Origin of the sequence: uncultured Lawsonella sp. (genome assembly GCF_947252745.1) — a bacterium.
In the GTDB taxonomy this organism is placed as follows: Bacteria; Actinomycetota; Actinomycetes; order Mycobacteriales; family Mycobacteriaceae; genus Lawsonella.
This window is the reverse complement of record NZ_CAMXWW010000002.1, coordinates 310068-330796: the sequence shown is the minus strand read 5'-3', so window position 1 is coordinate 330796 and position 20729 is coordinate 310068. Positions and strand designations below refer to the sequence as shown.

General features: G+C 62.7%; 11 protein-coding genes. 10 read left to right on the top strand and 1 reads right to left on the bottom strand.

Annotated elements, in window-relative coordinates; all coding sequences use genetic code 11:
- Window positions 1–113: 113 nt before the first annotated feature.
- The 10 genes from Q0X28_RS03610 to Q0X28_RS03565 all read left to right on the top strand — a co-directional run bounded on the left by Q0X28_RS03610 (window position 114) and on the right by Q0X28_RS03565 (window position 17269).
- Complete coding sequence (locus Q0X28_RS03610) at window positions 114–938, top strand: phosphatase PAP2 family protein (protein ID WP_298576591.1); 825 nt, start codon at window positions 114–116, stop codon at window positions 936–938.
- Window positions 939–970: 32 nt separating this feature from the next.
- The gene (locus tag Q0X28_RS03605; protein ID WP_298576589.1) at window positions 971–1948 is read left to right on the top strand and encodes a DUF732 domain-containing protein; all 978 of its coding nucleotides are present in this window, start codon (window positions 971–973) and stop codon (window positions 1946–1948) included.
- Window positions 1949–2192: 244 nt separating this feature from the next.
- A complete protein-coding gene (locus tag Q0X28_RS03600; protein ID WP_298576587.1) occupies window positions 2193–4106 on the top strand; it encodes an AMP-binding protein in 1914 nt (637 codons plus the stop codon).
- Between the two features lie 440 nt (window positions 4107–4546).
- Window positions 4547–9577, top strand: a complete 5031-nt coding sequence (locus Q0X28_RS03595) for a type I polyketide synthase (RefSeq protein ID WP_298576585.1) — start codon at window positions 4547–4549, stop codon at window positions 9575–9577.
- A 141-nt stretch (window positions 9578–9718) separates the two neighbouring features.
- Window positions 9719–10681: a decaprenyl-phosphate phosphoribosyltransferase gene (locus tag Q0X28_RS03590; RefSeq protein ID WP_298576690.1), complete on the top strand. Its 963-nt coding sequence runs from the start codon at window positions 9719–9721 to the stop codon at window positions 10679–10681.
- 399 nt (window positions 10682–11080) lie between these two features.
- Window positions 11081–12106, top strand: a complete 1026-nt coding sequence (locus Q0X28_RS03585; protein ID WP_298576583.1) for an alpha/beta hydrolase family protein — start codon at window positions 11081–11083, stop codon at window positions 12104–12106.
- Between the two features lie 242 nt (window positions 12107–12348).
- Window positions 12349–14103, top strand: a complete 1755-nt coding sequence (locus Q0X28_RS03580; protein ID WP_298576581.1) for an alpha/beta hydrolase-fold protein — start codon at window positions 12349–12351, stop codon at window positions 14101–14103.
- Between the two features lie 10 nt (window positions 14104–14113).
- Window positions 14114–14596 (top strand): DUF732 domain-containing protein, encoded by a 483-nt coding sequence (locus Q0X28_RS03575; protein WP_296239784.1) that lies wholly within the window; start codon window positions 14114–14116, stop codon window positions 14594–14596.
- A gap of 48 nt (window positions 14597–14644) precedes the next feature.
- Window positions 14645–15580, top strand: coding sequence for a cutinase family protein (locus tag Q0X28_RS03570; RefSeq protein WP_298576580.1), 936 nt, complete (start codon window positions 14645–14647; stop codon window positions 15578–15580).
- A 141-nt stretch (window positions 15581–15721) separates the two neighbouring features.
- The gene (locus Q0X28_RS03565) at window positions 15722–17269 is read left to right on the top strand and encodes an acyl-CoA carboxylase subunit beta (RefSeq protein ID WP_296239782.1); all 1548 of its coding nucleotides are present in this window, start codon (window positions 15722–15724) and stop codon (window positions 17267–17269) included.
- Here Q0X28_RS03565 and Q0X28_RS03560 read toward each other — a convergent pair.
- Window positions 17266–20724 (bottom strand): arabinosyltransferase domain-containing protein, encoded by a 3459-nt coding sequence (locus Q0X28_RS03560; protein WP_298576577.1) that lies wholly within the window; start codon window positions 20722–20724, stop codon window positions 17266–17268. The two genes, Q0X28_RS03565 and Q0X28_RS03560, sit on opposite strands and share 4 nt — an antisense overlap.
- Window positions 20725–20729: the final 5 nt, after the last annotated feature.

Sequence of the window (20729 nt, the reverse complement as noted above, 5' to 3'; positions counted from 1 at the left end):
TGACTGGCCTAATGCCGAGCTGCGACCTTGTGCTGAGGGTTTGGCGCATTACGCGCCGAGCCATACGTGAATAACAACAATCGATCCACTCAATATTGACGGAGATTACTGCCATGGCGAACGCTTCCGGTGAGCCTGAATACCACGATTCCGCTGCCCACGAGGTTGACGCACACACCGGCGCCACCATCCACCACGATGGCTACGGCGACGCACCTCACGAGCTGCACTATGTGGATGCCCACTCCGGCGCTTCCCAGATTCACCCCGAACTAGGCTCCGCCGCCGGCCACAGCAAGCGCACCGTCTTTGACGTCACCTGGGAAGAATGGAAACGCGCCCAGTGGTTCGGCCGCGGCAGAGTTCCTGAAGACGTGCCGGATGCTTTCTCCGGCGCTTCCCGCTACTTCTCCGAAGAGGAACACCTCCTCGTTAACCTGCAACGCTGGTGCGAACCCTACCCGTGGACGGTGAAGACCGCGCAGGGCCTCTCCCACTTCGGTGAGCACTCGCTGGGCTGGCTGGCTCTCTCCGGCGTATGCGCCCTCGCCTCCCCCAAGCAGCGGGAACAGTGGGGGTGGGCAGCGCTTTCCGCCTTCGGCTCGCACGCCCTGGCCGTCATCATTAAGCGGATTGTGCGCCGCCACCGCCCCAGCAACCCGGCTATTGAGGTCAATGTCTCCACCCCCAGCGAGCTCAGTTTCCCCAGCTCGCACTCCACCAGCACCACCAGTTGGGCAACCAGCGCCACCATCATCTCCCGTAATCCGCTGCCGCTGGTGCTCAGCCCCATCATGATGGCTTCCCGTATGCTGGCCGGCGTCCACTATCCCACGGATGTGGCGGCGGGTGCTGTGCTGGGTGCCGCCTCCAGCCTGGTGACCCACAAATGGGGCCTCGTCGTGTTGCAGCGGCTTATTGGGGGGAAAAATAGTTAGTATGTCGTCGTAGGCATCCACAAGGAGCAGCTATGACGAATCCCCCCCGCCCCTCTCGCCCTTCGCGCCCGGGTCAGCCGGGTCGCCCCGTCGACCCGAACCGTCCTGCCGATTCTTCCCGTCCTGCCACCCCCAGCCGCCCCGCGGCGGCAGGTCGCCCGGGTCGTGCTCCCGTACAGCGTATCGGCGGCAGTACTAGTGCAGCCGGGCGGGGTGACGGTGCCGCCCAACGCCCCCCTCGTCCCGCCCGCCCCACCGCTAGCCGCGGGGGAGCTGCCGGACGCGGTGCTGCCTGGGGCAAGGTCGGTGGTGCAGGTGCCGCTACGCGTGGTGGTGCCGGCCAGCATGGCCCAGCTCAGCGCGTGTCTGGATTCCGCGGGCAAGTTCAGGGCGGCGGTGCCCAGCGGGGTGCTGCACAGTCTTCTAACCCCCGGTCTGTTAACCCGCAGTCTCCCAAAGCACAGGGCGGTAAGCGGAAGGGCCTCGTCGCTTTCTTTGGCTCAGGTGCCCTCGCCAACAAGCGCACCTACCTCATCATCGGCGCTATTGTACTGGTGCTTATTATCGTGATCGCTGCTGTCGCCAGCCAGCAAAGCTCGTCGAATAACGCCGCGTCCACCGTCACCGCCATCACCAGCACCACAGTTGCCGGGGAGAACCGCACCTCCGCCCCGGATGCGGAGGCACTCACCGGCGATAAAGCCGTCACCCCCGACCTGTCTGGTCTCGCTATGGACCCGAACTCGGACCCCAACGCGAAAGCCTACTTTGCGGCTTTGAAGAAGGGTGGCATTCCGGTGAAGGATGGCATGGAAACGGCTCTGCTCGGTATGGGCTACATGCACTGCCAGGCGAAAAAGTCGAACGACCATAGGACCGACGAGGTCCAGGATGTCATGCTGGAATCCCTAGTGCAGGTGACGCCGGGCGTGACTAAGGCTAAGGCCAAGAAGGTTCTTTACGGGGCCTCCGACAAGCACCTGTGCAAGTCTCTCCAGAAGCGACAGTAGCGCCGCCCCCATCAGAACCAGCCCCCTCACCAGCGCGCAGGCACTGCCCTCAGCACCCTTCCCGCCGCCAGTACCCGCGACGTCGCCGGCGCGCAGGCACTGCCACTAGCGCGCATACCCCTCGTACACGCCCTGCGGAAATTTCTCTCAGTGATTTTCGCAGGGCGTGTGTAACGTTTTTCCAGCCTTGTCCGATAAACCTCGTGATAACGCGAAATCGCAGAACTCCTAAGGAAGGTTACGCATGTCCTTTGAGGTAGAGCCGCTCTTCCGTGGCACCACTATCGATACTTCTGTCCTGACCTCGTTCCCGGCTATCGCCGAGCAGCGCGTCGCCCAGATCCTGGCTGGAGAGGCGGAAGATTACCCCATCTACCGGTTCTTCGACTACCTCCGCGACCCGAACCCCACCCCGGAAGCCCTCACCTGGATTTCCTTCACTACCCGCGCCAAGGCCATCGCCGCCCGCCTCCAGCAGCTCTGCGAGCGCGGCGACCGCGTCGTCGTCATGATGTCCCAGAACCTGGACTACATCACCGGCTTCTTCGCCCCCTTCTTTGGTGGCCAGATCGCCATCCCCGCCTTCAGCCCTACCGAGCCCGCCCACGCCGGCTACCTGGAGGCTATCCTCACCGACGCTCAGCCCAAGGTCATCCTCACCGACGCCAAGGTGGCTGGCTCCGTCCGCCAGTTCCTCAAGAACGTCCACGTGGAGGACAAGCCGCGCATCATCGCCGTCGAAGGCATCGAGGACGAGATGGCTGCCTCCTGGGTTGACCCCGAGCTCGACCCCGAGGACATCGCCTACCTGCAGTACTCCTCCGGCTCCACCCGCCGCCCCACTGCCGCCAAGATCAGCCACCGTGCTGCCCTGGTCAATGTCGTGCAGATTATGCGCACCATCGGCCTCAAGCCGCACACCCGTGGCGTTAACTGGATTCCGATCTTCCACTCCATGTCCCTCATCTACCTGTTCGCTGCCCCGGTGTCCTACACCAGCATCGACATCATGGAGCCCGCTGCCTTCCTGCAGCAGCCCTCCCGCTGGGTGAACGCCCTCCAGTCCATTGACGGCGAGGACGTCTTCTCCTCCGGCCCCGACTTCGCCTTCGGCCTGGCCGCCGCCCGCGGCAAGCCGGAAGAGGGCCAGTCTCTCGACCTGTCCAAGGTCGTTGGCCTCATGAACGGCTCCGAATCCGTCACCCAGGGCACCGTGGACTTCTTCAACGCCACCTTCAAGCCCTACGGACTGCACGACAACGCTATGCGCGCCTCCTACGGTATGTCGGAAACCACTGCTGGTGCCGCCGCCCCCGAGCCCGAGGTGCCCACTTTCATCGCCAAGGTTGACGGCTACGAGCTGGCCGAGGGCAAGTTCGTCGAGGTTGCGCCGGGCGAGGAGGACAAGGGTCTGTCCCAGGTGGGCGTTGGTGGCCCGCTGCGTAATGAGTACGCCGTCATCGTCCGCACTGAGTTCGACGAGAACGAAGAGTACCTGGGTCGCGGTTCTGAGGTCCCCGACGGCACCATTGGTGAGATCTGGATTTCCGGCCCGAACCTGGCCTCCGGCTACTGGAACCGCCCCGAGGAAAGCGCCGAGACCTTCAACAATGAGTTGGTGGAGACCCTCGACGACGACCTCACCCACACCATCCGCTTCGGCCAGAAGGTGGATAAGGACGCTAAGTGGCTACGTACCGGCGACTGCGGCGCCTACTACAATGGCCAGCTGTTCATCACCGGCCGCGTGAAGGATCTCGTCATTGTGGATGGCCGCAACCATGTCGCCACCGACATTGAAGAGACCGTGGTGATGGCGGGTGCCGGCAAGTTCCTGCCCAACACCATTGCCGCCTTCTCCGTCAACGCTGCCGACCTGCTGGAGTCTGCGTCCCACCGCACTGGCCGTGTGATCGCCCCCGATACCAAGGGTGAGCAGCTGGTTGTTGTGGCCGAAGTCAACCCCGATAACGAGGTGGAAGACTTCGAGGAGGCGCTCGGCGCGGTGCGTACCCTGGTGGCTCGCCGTCACGGTGTGCAGCTGGCGGACTTCCGGGTGGTGGAGCAGGGTGCTATCCCGCGTACCCCCACCCAGAAGATTAAGCGTCTGGAGTGCCGCAATGCGTACGAGAGCGACTCTCTGAGCGCCCGCTTCTAGGCTGTGACGGTCAGTAGGCTCGTAGCCGCTATGACTGTGACCTAATTGCTCTGTGCGGCAGTGCGTCTGGGCCCTGGTGAAGGGTGCCGAGGCACTGCCGCTTCAGGCGTTTCTGGCGCCGGTGCAGGTGCAGACGCCCTCCATAATTGAACAGTTCCAGTGTGGTGTAGCGGACAGCGCGACGTGAACCGAAGTTAGTTTGTGGCACGCGTACTGTCCAGTAGAATTAATAAGACTGTGGGTATTTCGATTGTGCCCATGCGGACACCAGTTACTAACACCTTGTGTGAAATACGACGCTGAGATGGCTCGACTACCGGTCGAACACCATCGGAGAAAATGTTAAGACAGTTTATCTCCACAGAATGGCACGAGTGCCAGGATTTCTGCAGCGCAGCCCAGCTATCCAGTGGGCGAACACTAGAGAATCGAGATTTATTGTGAAGTCTGACCTTACGGTTGTTGAACTCATTGCCTGGATGCGGGAATGGATTGCAAACGACGTAAGCATTACCGTTTCGGAAGTGAACCCGGACCAGCCCTTCGAGGAGTTCGGTCTATCCTCCCGAAGCATTCTGGAACTCGCCGGCCAGCTGGAAGATCTCACCGGTAAATCCATCAATGCCGCCGTGGTGTACCAGAACCCCACGGTGAACAAACTGGCAGTCTTCCTCCTCGACGACTCCGACCCCGCCGCCGAAACCCACCAGAAGGTACGCGACCGCTCCACCGTCGAAGGCGCCGACATCGCCATCATCGGTGTGGCCACCCGCTTCCCCGGCGACGCTAACACCCCCGAGCAGTACTGGACACTTCTTCACGACGGCGTCGATGCCGTCACCGACCGTCCCGCCGACCGCTACCAGGAATTCCTGGAGGACAAGGACGTTGAGGCCAAGGTCAACGTAGCCCCCACCCGCGGCGGCTACATTAAGTCCGAGTACATCCGCTACTTCGACCCCGAATTCTTCTCCATCTCCCCGCGCGAAGCCGAGCAGGTGGACCCCCAGCAGCGTATGCTCCTGGAACTCACCTACGAGGTGTTCGAGGACGCCCACCTGCCCATCTCCGAGCAGCGCGGCCATAAAGTGGGCGTGTTCATCGGCGCCTCCAACCAGGACTACGCCCGCATTCTGGAAAGCGACTACTCCGCCTTCCACCCCTACTCTCTGACCGGTCTGTCCCCCTCGATTCTGGCCAACCGCGTCTCCTACACTTTCGACTTCCGCGGCCCCTCCATCTCCATGGACACCGCCTGCTCCTCCTCCCTGGTGGCCGTCCACCAGGCTGTGCAGGCCCTCCGCCGGGGCGAAAGCTCCCTGGCTGTGGCCGGCGGCATCAACCTCATTCTCGCCCCCGGCACCCAGCTTGCCTTTGCCGACCTAGAGACGGTGCTCTCCCCGGACGGCTACATCAAGGCTTTCTCCAACGACGCCGACGGCATTTCCCGCTCTGACGGCGCCGGCCTGGTTCTGCTGAAGCGACTCCAGGATGCGGAGGCTGACGGCGACCACATTTACGCCGTCATCAAGGGTTCGGCTGTCAACCAGGATGGCCGCTCTAACGGCATCACTGCCCCCAACCCGGATGCGCAGATGGAGGTGCTGGTGGATGCCTACCACGACGCCAACATCACCCCGCAGGACGTGGACTATGTGGAGGCACACGGCACCGGCACTATTCTGGGCGACCCCATCGAAGCCCTCGCCCTGGGCAAGGTGTTGGGCTACGGCCGCGACGAAGAGAAGCCGCTGCTGTTGGGCTCCTGTAAGACCAACTTTGGCCACATGGAGTCGGCCGCTGGCGCCGCCTCCCTCATTAAGCTGGCGTTGGCTATGGAAAAGGGCGTCATTCCGCCCATGCTGCACTTCGCCGGCCCCAACCCGTACATCAACTTCGAGGGCGACCACCTGGAGCCCGTCACTGAGAACCGTGAGTGGCCGCGCTACTCCGGTAAGGCGGTGGCTGGCGTCTCCGGTTTCGGCTTCGGTGGCACCAACGCCCATATTGTGGTGGAGGAATACACCGGCCCGGCTGCCCCCGCTGCAGCTGTGGAGGGTGACAGGTCCGCTGCTGACGTTGCCGAGACTGCTGTGGATGGCGCTGCTACCGTACCCGCCGCTGACACTGTTGACGCTGACGCTGCTGATGCTGATGCTGATGCTGCCACCGCGACCGCAACCGATGCTGCCGCCGACCTGCCCGAGCTGAGTGACGCCGAGCGCGCCCAGCTGGAGGCCGAAAACGCCATGTTCGAGGAGCTGGAAGAACCCCGCGCCTACGTGCTGCCCGTCTCCGGCACCCTCTCCACCCGTGCCCGCCAAACCGCCAAGCATGTGGCGGACTGGCTGGAGGATAACCGCGACGTCGACCTTGCCGCCGTCGCCCACACCCTCTCCACCCGCTCCATTGGTCGCTTCCGCAAGGAAGTCGTCGCCACCGACGTGGACTCCGCCATCGCCGGCCTGCAGGCCATCGCGGAAGGCACCGAATCCCCGGACGTCTACTCCGGCCACCATGTTGCCCTGGAAGGTCCGGTGTGGGTGTACTCCGGCTTCGGCGGCCAACACCGCAAGATGGGCAAGCGCCTCTACCTTGCCGACAAGTTCCGGGGAGACTTCGGCGGAATCTTCGCAGCCTCCCTCGATAACGTTGCCGCCCTCATCAAGGAGGAGTCCGGCAAGGACATTCGGCAGATCATGCTCACCGATGCCCTCAACTGGGACACCGAAACTGCCCAGGACGGCATCTTCGCCATCCAGGTAGCCCTCACCGACACCCTCACCTACTTCGGCTGCCAGCCCGCCGCCGTCATTGGCCACTCCATGGGTGAAGTCGCCGCCGCCTACGCTGCCGGTGGCCTCAGCCTGGACGACGCCGTCCGCGTCATCTGCGTCCGCTCCCGCCTGTTGGGCGAGGGCGAGGCCACTCTCTCCGAGGATGAGCAGGGCGGCATGGCGTTGGTTGAATACTCCGCCGGGGTTATCGCCCAGATTGTCGCCGATAACCCCGGTACGTTCGACACGGTGGAGCCGGCCGTCTACGCCGCCCCCACCCAGATCACTATTGGTGGCAAGAAGCCGGACGTGCAGGCTTTCGTGGACTACGCCACCGAGCACGGCAAGTTTGCTCGCATGTTGAGTGTCAACGGCGCCGGCCACACCTCCATGGTGGCCCCGCTGATCGGTGAGCTCATCGGCGAGATTGCTGACATCGAACCGCGTCCGCTGCGCTGTACCCTCTTCTCCTCCATCGACAAGGATGCCGTGTACCAGGTGGGCGATACCCCCACCACCTATAAGTACTTCGCCAAGGGCATGCGCCACTCTGTCTGGTTCACCCAGGCGGTCAGCCAGGCCTGCGAGGCCGGCCACACCTGCTTCATGGAGGTGTCCGCCCACCCGGTGGCTATCCTCTCTGTCGCGGCCGCCACCTACGCCGCCAACATCCCCAACGCGAAGCTGTTCTACACGCTGCGCCGCAAGGAATATGAGCCCAACACCCTGGTGCGGGCTATCGCCCAACTGGCTGCCGCCGGGCATCACGCTAACCTCCGCAACCTGGCCCTCACCCAGGAGTATGCGGATGTGCCGCGCACTGCATTCCAGCGCAAGTACTGCTGGACTGGCGCCCGCTTGTCCGGTGCTAACGACTCCCATCTGCCTGGTGCGCACGTTCTACTGCCCACCGGCCAGCACGTGTGGAAAGCCCAGCATAAGGCTGTGAAGCAGCTGGAGGTGTTGGCCCAGTCCGCCGCCGAATACTGCTTCGGTGAGGACGGTGTCGTCACCTCTTGGCAGCTGGATGGCGAGGATGTGCCGGAGTCCCGCTACATCACCATCCTCGACCCGCAGGAGGGTGGCGCCACGGTGGAGATCTTCACCCAGCTGAATGGCGAGTCCCGCCCGCTGGCTTCCGCTGCCGTCACCGTGGGGGATCCGAATGCGGTGTCCGTCATTGACATTGCGAAGCCGGATGCGGATGAGTTTGGCCCCGAGGATCCGCTGGCGGAAAACAACACGGATGACGAGTTCTATGACCCCGCCAGCGGCGAAACCGTGGTGGCGCACCTGACCAAGATTGTTGCCACTAACCTGGCGTACAACCCGGAGGACCTCACGAGCGAACTGCCGCTGATGGAGTTGGGCCTCGACTCTCTGATGGCAATCCGCATTAAGAACCGTATCCAGTATGAGTTCCAGATTCCTGAACTGGACCTTATGGTGGTGCGTTCCTCCACCATTGGTGACGTCGCCGAGTACATCTCCAATGTGCGTGATGCCCAGTCGCAGGGACTTTCGGATGAAGAAGCCTCCAAGGTATCCGCCCAGAAGCTGGCTGAGAAGAAGGCCGACGAGAATGCTGCCGCCGGTAATGCCGGCAATGGTGCGGGTGCGGACGTGCCCCCGCGCGACGCCTCCGAGCGCCTGGCTTTCTCCACCTGGGTTACCGTCACCGGCGAGTCTGCCGGCGACGTGATGCGGCCCCTACCACAGATCGGTGACGAGACCCGCGCGAAGCTGGCGGAGCGTCTGGCGGAGCGTACCGGTTCCGACATTGACCCGGTGTTGCTGCAGGATGTGACGAACATTGAGCAGCTCGCCAACATTATTCGCCCCTTCTTGGAGAAGGAAGTGGATGGCCTGGTGCGTACCCTGCGGGACTTCCCCGAGGGCCAGCACTCTAAGGCACTGTTCCTCTTCCACCCGGCCGGTGGCACCACCGCCCAGTATTCTGCGCTGGTGGATGACCTGCCCGCTGACATTCCGGTGTTTGGCCTGGAGCGGGTGGAAGGCCCGCTGGAGGAGCGTGCTGCCGAGTATGTGCCGGCCATCAAGGAGGTGCAGCCAGAAGGCCCGTACACCTTGGGTGGCTGGTCGCTGGGTGGCGCTCTCGCCTATGAGGTGGCTAAGCAGCTTATCGCCGCAGGTGACGAGGTGTCCGCTATTCTCCTCATCGACACGGTGCAGCCCTCCGAGCCGGATCCCGGCACCCGTGAGGAACTGCACGCTCGCTGGGACCGCTATGCTTCCTTCATTCAGAAGACCTACGGTGTGAACTTCCAGGTGCCTCATGACATTCTGGACGCCCAGGGTGAAAACGGCATGATGAAGCTGTTTGCCCAGATGGCAGCCACCGCGGACTTGTCGAACACGGGTGTGTCGGCGGCGGTGCTGGAGCACCAGCGTGCTTCCTTTGTCGATAACCGGATGCTCGCCAACCTGGATATGGACACGTGGGCGTCTGTGCAGGTGCCCGTCACCTTGTATCGGGCGGAGCGGATGCACGACGGTGCGATTGAGCTGGAGCCGCGCTACGCCAACATTGATCCGGATGGCGGCTGGGGCAAGATCGTGAAGGATCTTACCGTGGTGCGGCTGAAGGGCGACCACCTGTCGGTGATCGATGAGCCGGAAGTGGGCAAGATCGCCCGCAACATTACCGAGCGTCGCGAGAGCCTCGGCCTGTAGCCATGTGGCTGTCGGTGGGAAGCCTACGGGGTAGGTTTCCCACCGTTAGTCTTTCCAGTGGAAAGGACATGAACGATGGCGGATAGTGCTAGCCAGTCCACCCATGCGGCGGATGCCAATAGCGACACTGCCGACGATGTGATGTTTGAGGAAACTGCGTCGGCGGCGGAGATGGAGAAGGAGGGCCGGCAGCTGCGGCCTCCGAGGAATCTGGCGGAGGCCATGTGGAAGGCGCTTCGCCCACGCCAGTGGGTGAAGAATGTGCTGGTGCTGATGGCGCCCATTTCTGCTGGTACGGAGGTGGTGACGGATCCGCAGGTGCTGCTGCAGGTTCTTTACGCGTTCATCACGTTCTGCTTGGCGTCCTCGTCCATCTACCTCATTAACGATGCGCGGGATGTGGAGGCGGACCGGGCGCACCCGGTGAAGCGCTTCCGCCCCATTGCTTCTGGGGTGTTGCCGCTGGGTGTTGCCTACGCTATGGGCATTGTCCTCATGCTGGCGGCGGTGCTGCTGGGATTCTTCCTCTCCGGTGGGCCACTGGCCATTGTTGTTGCCGTCTACATTGTGTTGCAGCTGGGCTACTGCTTCGGCTTGAAACACCAGATGGTGCTGGACATTGTGTTGGTGTCCTCGGGCTTCCTGCTGCGCGCTATTGCTGGTGGGGTGGCGTCCGATGTGCCGCTTTCCCAGTGGTTCCTGCTGGTGATGGCGTTCGGCTCGATCTTTATGGCCAGCGGTAAGCGCTATGCGGAGAAGATGCTGGCGGAGCGGGAGGGCCGGCAGATCCGTAAGGTGTTGCAGTCCTATACCGGTACTTACTTGCGGTTTGTCTGGACGATGTCCGCGACGGCGCTGATTCTCTGCTATTCCTTGTGGGCGTTCCAGCAGGGGCAGATGCCTTCGGCGGATCAGGGTGCGAGCTTGTGGTATGAGATTTCGATGGTGCCGTGGGCGATTGCGGTGATGCGTTATGCGGTGGATGTGGACCGTGGCGAGGCCGGCGCCCCGGAGGACATTGCGTTGAAGGACCATGTGCTGCAGGTGATTGCCCTGCTGTGGCTGGTGTGTATTGTGCTGGCTGTGTACGTGTTTGGTGGGTAAAGTGGGGCCGTCTGGCGCTGGGCGGGTACTGCTGGGACCGTCTGGTAATAGTAGGTAAGCACTGCTGGTGCTGGGCGGGCCGTCTGGTGATAGGAGATGCTGCTGGTGATGGGGGGTGCTGCTGATGCTGTGTGGGTGTGGGCTCGTGCGTCGGGATGTGGGTGTTTCCGTGGGGTTTCCAAAAAGTGGAAAAAATAATGGTGTGACTAGTGTGACTAAAGTGATTTAGTTTTGTATAGTCAAAAGAGCGGCAGACCTGTCTGCCCAGCATCTTTTCAGCTGTATTCGGCCCACCGAGGTTTCCTGTGAGTACCCACCACGTGCTCGTAGCTGGCTAAGCTGGGTAACAGCGGCTATCCGCATGCCGATAAACAGAGTATGAGCGCTAGGGAAAAAAGTATGACCGTGAACAAGCGAAATAAGTGGGTGGCATCTGCCGGAGCAACACTCCTCGCTATTTCCTTGGTCGCCGGCATGGGTGTCGATCTTCCCACTGCGAACGCTGACAACCGTGCTGCGCTCCGCCGCGACAACTCCTCTAACCGTCGCTGTGAATGGGATCCCGTCAACCACTGGGTCCAACAGTGTGAAGTGTGGTCCAACGCCATGCACCGCAAGATCCGGGTGCAAATTCAGCCCGCCAAATACGGGGGAAGCCACGCACTCTTCCTCCTCGACGGCATGCGTGCCCGCAACGACTGGAACGGCTGGTCCCATGGTGGCGGCGCCCCCCGCATCTTCGTCAACTCCAACATCACTGTGGTGATGCCGGTGGGCGGCGAAACCTCCTTCTATACGGACTGGAAGCGCAAGTCCTCTACCAATGGCCAGAAGTACACCTATAAATGGGAAACCTTCCTCACCAAGGAACTCCCCGGTTACCTGAACCGCCGCTTCGGCGTGGCCTACTCCGGTAACGCCATCGGCGGTCTTTCCATGTCCGGATCCGCCGCCTTCACCCTGGCCATCTACCACAAGCCCTACTTCAGGCAGGCGCTCAGTTTCTCCGGCTACATGAACGTCTCCGACCCCATCATGCAGCAGGCTCTCCAGTACGCCGCCAACGATGCCGGCAATTACAACCTGCAGGACATGTGGGGCCCCTACAGTGACCCCACCTGGCAGCGTAACGACCCATACGTCAACGCCGAAAAGCTGCGTGGTTTGAAGCTCTTCATGTCCTCCGCCACCGGCCTGCCGGGACGCTATGACAACCCGAGCAACGTCCAGGAGGCTTTCAACACCACTGTCGGTTTCATTCTGGAAGGTGTTGCCCGCCAGCAGCACATACTCATGAAGGACCGGCTGGAACAACTCGGCATTCCGTGCCGTCACATTTTTATGGCTAATGGCATTCACAACTGGGGCTACTGGCGCGATCAGCTGCGCATGGCCTACCCGTACGTAAAGTCCGCCATCAGCTAACAAGGCTGGCCACCCGCGAGAATTGATTAACGGCCATGATCTCTCGCGGGTGGCACCACATACTGCTCCACCAGCACACTGTGCCCCACAGTTCGCGCTGCGTGGCACCACACACCACAACATACTGGTTATCAATCCGGGGGAGGGGAACCCGCGGATGGACAGCTAGGACACATAGGTACAGGGCACGCTACCCGGCTCCTGTACCTACTGCCCCTATCGTTCACTTGTGAGGTTTCCTGATGCTTCGTCCTCTCCGCTCCGTGCGCGCCACCAGCGCCCTCATCGCGGCATCACTACTCATCGCCACCCCCGCCGTCGTCGTCCCCACTTTGGGGGCAACCAGCCACGTCGGCCCTATGGCGGGATTCTTCGCTCAGGCTGCGGGGGAGCCCACCATCACCAAGACCAAGTGGCTTTCCCCCCGGCACGTCGCTCTCTGGATCTACAGCCCCGCCATGCAGTGCGTGCGGCAAGTGCAACTGCTGCTCCCGCGTAGCTTCAAAGCCAACCCGAATCTCTCCTACCCGGCCCTTTACCTGCTGGACGGTATGCGCGCCTCCACCTCCTTCAGCGGCTGGACGAAATACACGAACCTCGTAAAGACGGTCGACAGCACCGACCTCATGGTGGTTCTCCCCATTGGTGGCCCCGCCTCCTTCTTCACCAATTGGCAGAAGTCCCCTGAGACAAAGAACGCTATGCAGTGGGAGAAGTTCCTGGCGACGGAACTGCCCAATGTGCTGCGGAACCACTGGCGTATCAATAACAGTGCTGGGGTGGCGGGCTTGTCCATGGGGGGCACGGCGGCCGTCAACCTGGCGGAGCGCCACCCCAGCCTTTACCGTTTCGTCGGTTCCTACTCTGGCTACTTGGACACCTCCTCCGATGGCATGGGGGAGGCCATCAACCAGGCCATGCAGGAAGTGAAGCCCAAGTACAGTGCAACCCAAATGTGGGGTCCCTACCAGTCTGCGAACTGGCAGGCACACGACCCGAAGCTGCATGTGCAGCGGCTAGCCGGCAAGAGTATCTACGTGTCGGCGGGATCCGGCAATACTGGCCCCTACGATAAGCCGTCGGAGGTGGACGGTATTCCGCAGGACCATGCCGCCTATGCGCTGGAGATTTTGGCGCAGCTGACCTCTAAGACGTTCGTCAGTTCCGCCCAGGAGGCGGGGGTGCCGGTCACTGCGAAGTTCCGCCCCTCCGGCACCCACTCGTGGCCGTATTGGCAGTTCGAGTTCAACCAGTCTCTGCCGCAGATCCTGAAGGCGCTGGGCCACCCCACGTCCGGCAAAGTGGCGGGCGACTTGAGCTACAGCGATTCGCTGGCCAGTTTCGCGAAGAGTGCGGACGCCACCGTCAACCCCAAGCCGAAGCAGAAGCAGAGTAAGGCGGGGCGTCGGGTGGCTCCTCCTTCTGCGGAGGTGACGGCGGAACTCAACCGGCGGGACCCCAAGAAGCCGATCCCCTATAAGGTTCCCAAGAATGACCCCAAGTGCCAGACGAAGGGCGATATTCGGAAGTACCTGGATGGCCATCCGGAGATCGCGAAGTCGGCCGGCCGCTGCCTCACCGGCGAGTACCCGGTGCCGGGCGGGCGTGCGCAAAACTTCGAGCATGGCCGCGTGTTCTGGTCCCCGGAGACGGGCGCTGTGCTGGTGAAGGGCAAGCTGAATGAGGCCTACCAGCACATGGGCTCGTCGGGTTCAGTACTGGGCCTCCCTCTGGACGAGGAACACCCCACCCGCGATAAGCGGGGCTTCTACCAGGATTTCCAGGGCGGTCGCCTGTACTGGTCGTTCCAGACGGGGGCGCACTGGGTGCGGGGGACGATCCTCCAGAAGTACAAGGAGTTGGGCTACAGTTCCGGCAAGCTCGGCTGGCCCACCTCGGATGAGCAGCGCACCAAGAAGGGTGCCGTCTCCCAGTTCGAGCATGGTCGCATTGAGTGGACCGCGAAGAACAACACCGCCACCTACCACAAGAAGTAAGGACTTCATCATGCGAGAGAGTAACCGTCGTCCTCTGCTCCGTAGCGGCGCCCTCACTGCGGCCCTCCTGCTGGGGCTGACAGGCCTTACCGCGTGCGGTCATTCGGAAGTGTCCGGCACCGGCGATGCGCTGTTGACGGATAACTCCCGCCAGACATCCTCCAGTAGTTCTCCCTCGAGCGGCACCAATCCGGCGCGGCCCAGTGAGCTGCCGGAGGATTACCCCGGACCCTCCACTATTATGCGCACTGCCCAGGACAAGGAGTACCTGCAAGATCTCCGGTCCCAGGGCATTGTGGTTGACGGTGTGGAGGATTCGTTGATTGGAACCGGCAAGTCTCTGTGCCAGGGGAAGGCGGAGAACGGCCGGTTCAACTCTGTGCTGGCGCGGGCTGTAGCAGGGCAGCTCGCGCAGCAAGGGAAAGCCTCCCAGGATACGCAGCAGACCACCGATATTTTGACCCGTACGGCAATCCGACATTATTGCCGGTAGAGTGAAGGCCTACCTGAACTCTGCGCTTTGATCCTGGAAGGATGCACTATGTGGGGGAAGGCCGCTGGCCCACGCCCGAAGAAGAAACGCAACATCATCATTGGCGTCCTCGCGCTGGTGGTGGTGATGGTGGTTGTTGCCGCCCTGTTGTGGAATGTGGTGGGCAACCGGCCCAGTACGGAGAAGGAGGCGGTGAACCCTCCGGGCTGCCCGCAGGTGGAGGTGCTGGCGGTGCCAGGCACCTACGAGTCCTCTGCGGATGACGACCCGATTCACCCGCATTTTCGCCGGAACGCCATGCTGTTGAACGTCACCAATCCGCTGCAGCAGCGCTACAGTGCCGCCCGGGTGCGCGTCTACACCGTCCCTTATGTGGCGCAGTTCCGTAACCCCGGTTCGATGCAGGAGGCCAGCTATAACGATTCCCGCGACCAGGGCCAGGCGCGTCTGGTGGCGGAGATGAACCGTATGCACCAGAAGTGCCCGGCGACCCAGTTTGTGCTGACGGGCTTCTCGCAGGGTGCTGTTATTGCTGGTGACGTTGCCTCCGAGATTGGCAATGACCGCGGTCCTGTGCCGGCGAAGAATGTGCTGGGTGCGGCGTTGTTGGCGGATGGTCGCCGCGTGAATGACCAGGGTATTAACCCGGGTGAGCCGCTGCAGGGCGAGGGCCTGGAGGCGGCGTTGGGCCTGGTGGGTACCGGTTTGGGGTTCTTGTCGGGGTCGGATGCCACGATGAAGGGCCGGCGGGGTGATGGTTTTGGGTCTTTGAATGACCGCACCTACCAGTTGTGTTCGTCGAAGGACATAATTTGTAATGCGACGATGAACCCGTTGACGTTGGTGCGGAGGGGTACGAACTTCTTTTCCCAGAATCCGGTGCATGGGGAGTACAACACGAATCCGAATGTGGTGCGGGGGATGACGGCGACGCAGTGGATTGTGCAGTGGATGGAGAAGCTCATTAATAAGGCGTTGGCTTAACCAAGGTGGCTTAACCGTCTTAACTCAACCGCGTTAACGTAACTGTGTTTGTGGGCGGTGCTGCTGCGGTAGCCTTGCCTTAACTACTGGGATAGTTGCAGGTGGACTAGACTAGTTATGCACTCAGAAAGGACAGCAACTGTGAGCATGACCACCGCTGAAAAGCTGGCTGACCTCCGGGTCAAGATGGCGCAGTCGGAGGACCCTGGTAGCGAGCGCTCGAAGGCGAAGCGTGCCGCCCTGGGGCGGACCACTCCGCGCCAGCGTATCGATGCCCTGCTGGATAAGGGTTCCTTTGTGGAGATGGGGCGTTTGGCGAAGATGCCGGGTAACCCCATGAACCCGTATGGTGACGGTGTGGTGACCGGCCATGGCACCATCGATGGTCGTCCGGTGGTGGTGTACGCCCACGACAACACTGTGTTCGGTGGCTCCGTTGGCGAGGCTTTTGGTAAGAAGGTCTGTGCCGCAATGGATTTGGCTATCAAGATTGGATGCCCCGTCATTGGAATTAATGACTCCGGCGGTGCCCGCGTGCAGGACGCCGTCACCTCCCTAGCCATGTACTCCGAGATCGGCCGCCGCCAGTACCCACTGTCCGGTCTGTCGCCGCAGATCTCCATCATGCTCGGCAAGTGCGCGGGCGGTGCTGTCTACGCCCCCGTCACCACCGACTTCGTGGTGGCCACTAAGGACTCCTACATGTTCGTCACCGGCCCGGACGTTATCCGTTCCGTCACCGGCGAAGACATCACCATGGAGGAACTGGGTTCTGCCGAGAAGCAGATGGAGTACGGCAACGTCAACTACGTGGCCGAAGACGAGCACGAGGCATTCTCCTATGTGCGCCGGCTACTGTCCTTCCTCCCCACCTCCTCCAGCGATCCCGCTCCGCTGGGCCGCACCGGCCTGGAACCGGAGGTGACGGACTCGGATCTGTCCCTCAACACCATCATCCCGGACTCCGACAACGCCTCCTACGACGTGATGGATGTGCTGGTGAAGATTTTTGACGATGGTGACGTGCTGGAGGTAACCCCCGGCTACGGCGCCAACGTGGTGACGGCGTTCGCCCGCGTGGATGGCCGCCCGGTGGGTGTGATCGCCAACCAGCCGAAGGTGCTGTCGGGTTGCCTGGATGCGCGCGCTGCCGAGAAGGCGGCCCGCCACGTGGCCCTGTGCAACGCCTACAACATTCCCATTGTGTTCGTGGTGGATGTGCCGGGCTTCCTCCCCGGTTTCGAGGAGGAGAAGAACGGTGTTATTCACCGTGGCGCCAAGTTCCTGGCCGGCATTGTGGGTGCTACGGTGCCGAAGGTGACGGTGGTGCTGCGGAAGGCTTACGGCGGTGGTTACGCCGTGATGGGCTCTAAGAACTTGGGCACGGATATTAACTTTGCCTGGCCGACTGCTCGCATTGCGGTGATGGGTGCCGAGGGTGCGGTGGATTTGCTGAAGCGCCGCGAGATTGAGGCGGCTGGCCCGGAAGAGGGCGCGAAGATCCGCCAGCAGTTCATCGACATGTACAACACTTTCATGGCTACCCCGTACATTGCGGCGGAGCGCGGCTACATTGATGCTGTTATTGAGCCGGCTGATACACGCCTGATGTTGCGGAAGGCTTTTGCACAGCTGCGGGATAAGGAGCTGCTCACCCCGCATCGCAAGCACGAGGTGCCGCTGCTCTAACCTATATTCATTTTGCCGGGGTTCCACAGGCCGGAGCGTTTCTCCGTACCGTGCTGGATGGTGGCGCGCTTGGGCAGGCCGGGTTGGCGGGTGCCGTAGGGCTCCAAACGTTCCAGGCTGCCCCACTCGCGGCCCCAGTCGTCCTTCAGGTAGGTGGGCACTTCTTCGGCGCGGCTGAGCCCTTCGGTAATGCCCAGCGAGCCGCCGAATTCGGTGGCCTCCCACGTGTTGGTGTTGTTGACAGTGGAGGCGCGGTCGGGGGTGATGCGCCACTTGGGTCGCTCGGTCACGCCCGCGTAGTGGGTGTAGGGGCGGATGCAGGGGAACTGCAGGGCGATTTCCCAGTCCAGCAGGGTGGGGTCGGAGGAGCCGACGTACTGCTGCAGGGTAACCAGGTGCGGCAGGCGCGGCGGGGTGACGGCTACCCAGTGGTCGGGGTCGAGGTTGGTGTCTTCGCCGACCAGGCGGACGGCGTTAGCTTCGGGCGGGATCACGTTGCGGGGGATGCGCATGTTGCGCCAGGCGGGGATGGGGCCGACGTCGTAGGGGAGGACTTGGCCGAGCATCTTCACCGAGCCGTCCGGTTGGGTGATGCCGTATTGCAGGTAGACGGGTTGTCCGTAGTATTCGATGCCGTTGACGTTGAGGTACTTGAGGCGCCCGGCGGCGGTGAACACGATGACGGGGTGCTCGGGGTCTGCCTTGGGTAGGCTGTACCAGGCGGTTTGGAGTTTGGCGGAGTGTTGGGCGCCGTATTGGAAGGAGCCCAGTACGGGGGTGGTTTGGGGGTTGAGGCCGAAGGGCAGTTTGGCGCGGGAGCCGTTGACGCCCAGGTTGGGGTCTAGGCCGCCTTCGCTGCCGCCGGGTTGGCCGCTTTGTTTGGTGGGGGGCACTTCGGGCTTGTAGTTGGTGCCGGCGGTGCCTTGTTGGACGAAGACGGGGTCGGCTTGGACGCGGTCGGGGACGCCCCAGGCTTCGAAGTTGTAGGTGCCGGGTCCGGCGAGCGGGCCGCGGGCGATGGGGTTATTGTCTTCGGGGGTGCGTTCCCACTGCTGGTGGGGGAGGGGTTTCAGCATGCCTTTGTTGGGGTCGGGTTCGACGAGGACGTCGTCTGCCATCATGCAGCTGTGGTCGGCTAGTACTCCTAGGTTGCCTTTGGCGATGGAGTAGGCGGGGTGTTGGGAGATGGCGGCTTTGCCGAAGCTCAGGAGGTAGAAGACGACGGTGAACCAGGCGACGACGGTGATGGGTGCGGCGGCGAGGGTGCGGAGGCGTTCGCGGCCTTTGGCGGTGGAGGGTTCTTTGGTTTCGGTGAAGTCTTGGGTGACGTGCTGCCAGCCTGCTACGAGGAAGGCGATGACGGCGACGACCATGACGATCTTGAAGAATTCCACCCCGTGGATTTGGGGGACTTTGTCGAACCAGGGGATGTGGTATTGGCTGACGAACCACCAGTCGTTGACGGTGGCGAGGGAGAAGGCCAGGACAAAGCCCATGGCGCCCAGTACGAGGCTGCGGTTGCGGCGGGAGTGCAGGGCGGTGTTGCCGATGGCGAGGGCGGCGAGGGCGGCGAGGACGGGGGCGATGCCAGCGTAGGCGCCGAAGTGGTGGGTCCACTTGGTGGGGCTGAATGTCATGAGGAGGAGGGTGCCGTAGGTGATGCCGAGGGCGCGCCAGCTGGGTCCGGGGAGGGTGCCGCGGATTTCGCGGTTGCGGAGCAGGACGACCGTCACCACGATGAGGCAGAACAGCATGGTGAAGACGGCAAGGCGGCGGGACATGGACCCGTCAACGGTTTGGATGGAGAGCCAGAAGTAGCGGAGGACTTCGCGGTACCACGGCATGTTGGGGCCGATTTCGCCGCGGACGCGGGTGGCTTCCATGACGGCGCCAATGTTGTGGTCGCCGAAGACGCAGGTGAGGACGGCGAAGCCGGAGGCGCCGATGGGGCCGATTTGGGCGGCGAGGCCAACGTGGGGGCGGCGTTCGCGGATGATGTGGAGGAGGGGCCGGATGGAGACGGCGAGGGCGGCGACTGCCATGAGGCCGGTGGGGTTGCCGGAGAGGGCGAGGGCGGCGGTGAGGACGGCGGCGGTGGCGGGCAGCATCCGGTGGGTGGTGATGCTCTTTTCGAGCAGTGCCCAGGTGAGGATGGCCATCATGGCGACGAACGGTTCGGGCCGCATGCCGTTGTTGAAGGCCATGTGGAACATGAGGAAGACGCCGGCGGCGGTCCAGGTGGTGATTTTGCGGGCGTGGAGGCCTTCACCGAGGCGGGGGATGATGGCCTTGGAGATGAGCATCCAGGTGATGATGGCGCAGATGAGGGCGGGAAGCCGCACGAAGGGGCTGGTGGGGTTGGCGGCGGCGAAGCCTTGCAGGATGTCGTAGTAGGGGGAGCCGAAGGGGGATTCGGTGACGCCGTACCAGCGGTAGTAGTTGGCCATGTAGCCGGCATCTTGGTTGGCTACTCGCACCATGGTGTGGATGTAGCCGTCGTCGGAGGTGTTGGCGCCGATGAAGTGCCAGATGATGAGGAGGGCGTAGACGACGGCATCGAGGGCGGTGAAGCTGCGCCAGTGGCTGCGGATGGTGCCGTCAGCGCGGATGTAGCCTGTGGGGGCGAAGGGGGTGGGTTGGACGATCGCATCGATGCGGGCCAGGGCGATCCAGCTGAGGATCATACAGAGTACGCCGAAGATCATGGCGAGGAGTTTCACCAGGGTGGGTTCGGTGGTGAAGCGGGTGTCGATGTGGACGGTGATCTTCATGTTCTGGACGGCTGCCTGCGGGGTGTCCAGGGGAAGGTCGGAGAAGATGCCCATGGTGATGGGGCGGAGGTGGGAGTCGTCGGAGGTGTAGGTGACGGGTGCGCTGAGACCGGTGACGGTGGCGCGGGCACCGTTCTTGTCTACGTCAACGTGGATGGTGCCGTTGTGGGCGGCTTCGACGTCTGACCTGCTGAGGGTGACGAGGGGGGTGTCGCGGGAGAGGACGTCCACGGTGCGTTCGGAGACGCGGACGAAGAGGCCGCGCCGGGTGGCTTGGGTGGATTGTCCGGGGAGGGTGCTGGCGATGATGCCGTCTTTTTGGCCTTTCATGGCGTGTACGGCCGAGAACGGTACATCCAGGGTGATGCTTTGGGGGCTGTGTGCGATGAGCGGCGCCTCTACGCTTTTGACGCTCTTGTTCTGCGGCCAGGTGAGGGTGGCGGTGGTCTGGTTGACCGGCAGGAAGGGGGCGAGGATGAAGAGGACCATGCCGAGGAAGCCGGTGATGGCGGCGGTGAGCCGGGCGGCTTTGAGGTTCCAGAAAGCGGGTGCGGTCCGGCGCTTTGTGGTGGGGGTGGTGTGCTGCGCGGGGGCCGCCTGTGTGGGCTCGGCAGGGCCGGTGGGGGTGGTGTGCGCGGCGGTGGTGTCGGCGTGGCGGGGCATGTGAGGTGCAGGCTCAGACATGCCCA

Excerpts from the sequence above, each read along its gene's own strand:
- Q0X28_RS03570 (WP_298576580.1), top strand. The coding sequence starts at position 14,645 with ATGTGGGGGAAGGCCGCTGGCCCACGCCCGAAGAAGAAACGCAACATC.
- Q0X28_RS03590 (WP_298576690.1), top strand. The coding sequence starts at position 9,719 with ATGTTTGAGGAAACTGCGTCGGCGGCGGAGATGGAGAAGGAGGGCCGG.
- Q0X28_RS03585 (WP_298576583.1), top strand. The coding sequence starts at position 11,081 with ATGACCGTGAACAAGCGAAATAAGTGGGTGGCATCTGCCGGAGCAACA.
- Q0X28_RS03605 (WP_298576589.1), top strand. The coding sequence starts at position 971 with ATGACGAATCCCCCCCGCCCCTCTCGCCCTTCGCGCCCGGGTCAGCCG.
- Q0X28_RS03600 (WP_298576587.1), top strand. The coding sequence starts at position 2,193 with ATGTCCTTTGAGGTAGAGCCGCTCTTCCGTGGCACCACTATCGATACT.
- Q0X28_RS03610 (WP_298576591.1), top strand. The coding sequence starts at position 114 with ATGGCGAACGCTTCCGGTGAGCCTGAATACCACGATTCCGCTGCCCAC.
- Q0X28_RS03560 (WP_298576577.1), bottom strand. The coding sequence starts at position 20,724 with ATGTCTGAGCCTGCACCTCACATGCCCCGCCACGCCGACACCACCGCC.
- Q0X28_RS03580 (WP_298576581.1), top strand. The coding sequence starts at position 12,349 with ATGCTTCGTCCTCTCCGCTCCGTGCGCGCCACCAGCGCCCTCATCGCG.
- Q0X28_RS03575 (WP_296239784.1), top strand. The coding sequence starts at position 14,114 with ATGCGAGAGAGTAACCGTCGTCCTCTGCTCCGTAGCGGCGCCCTCACT.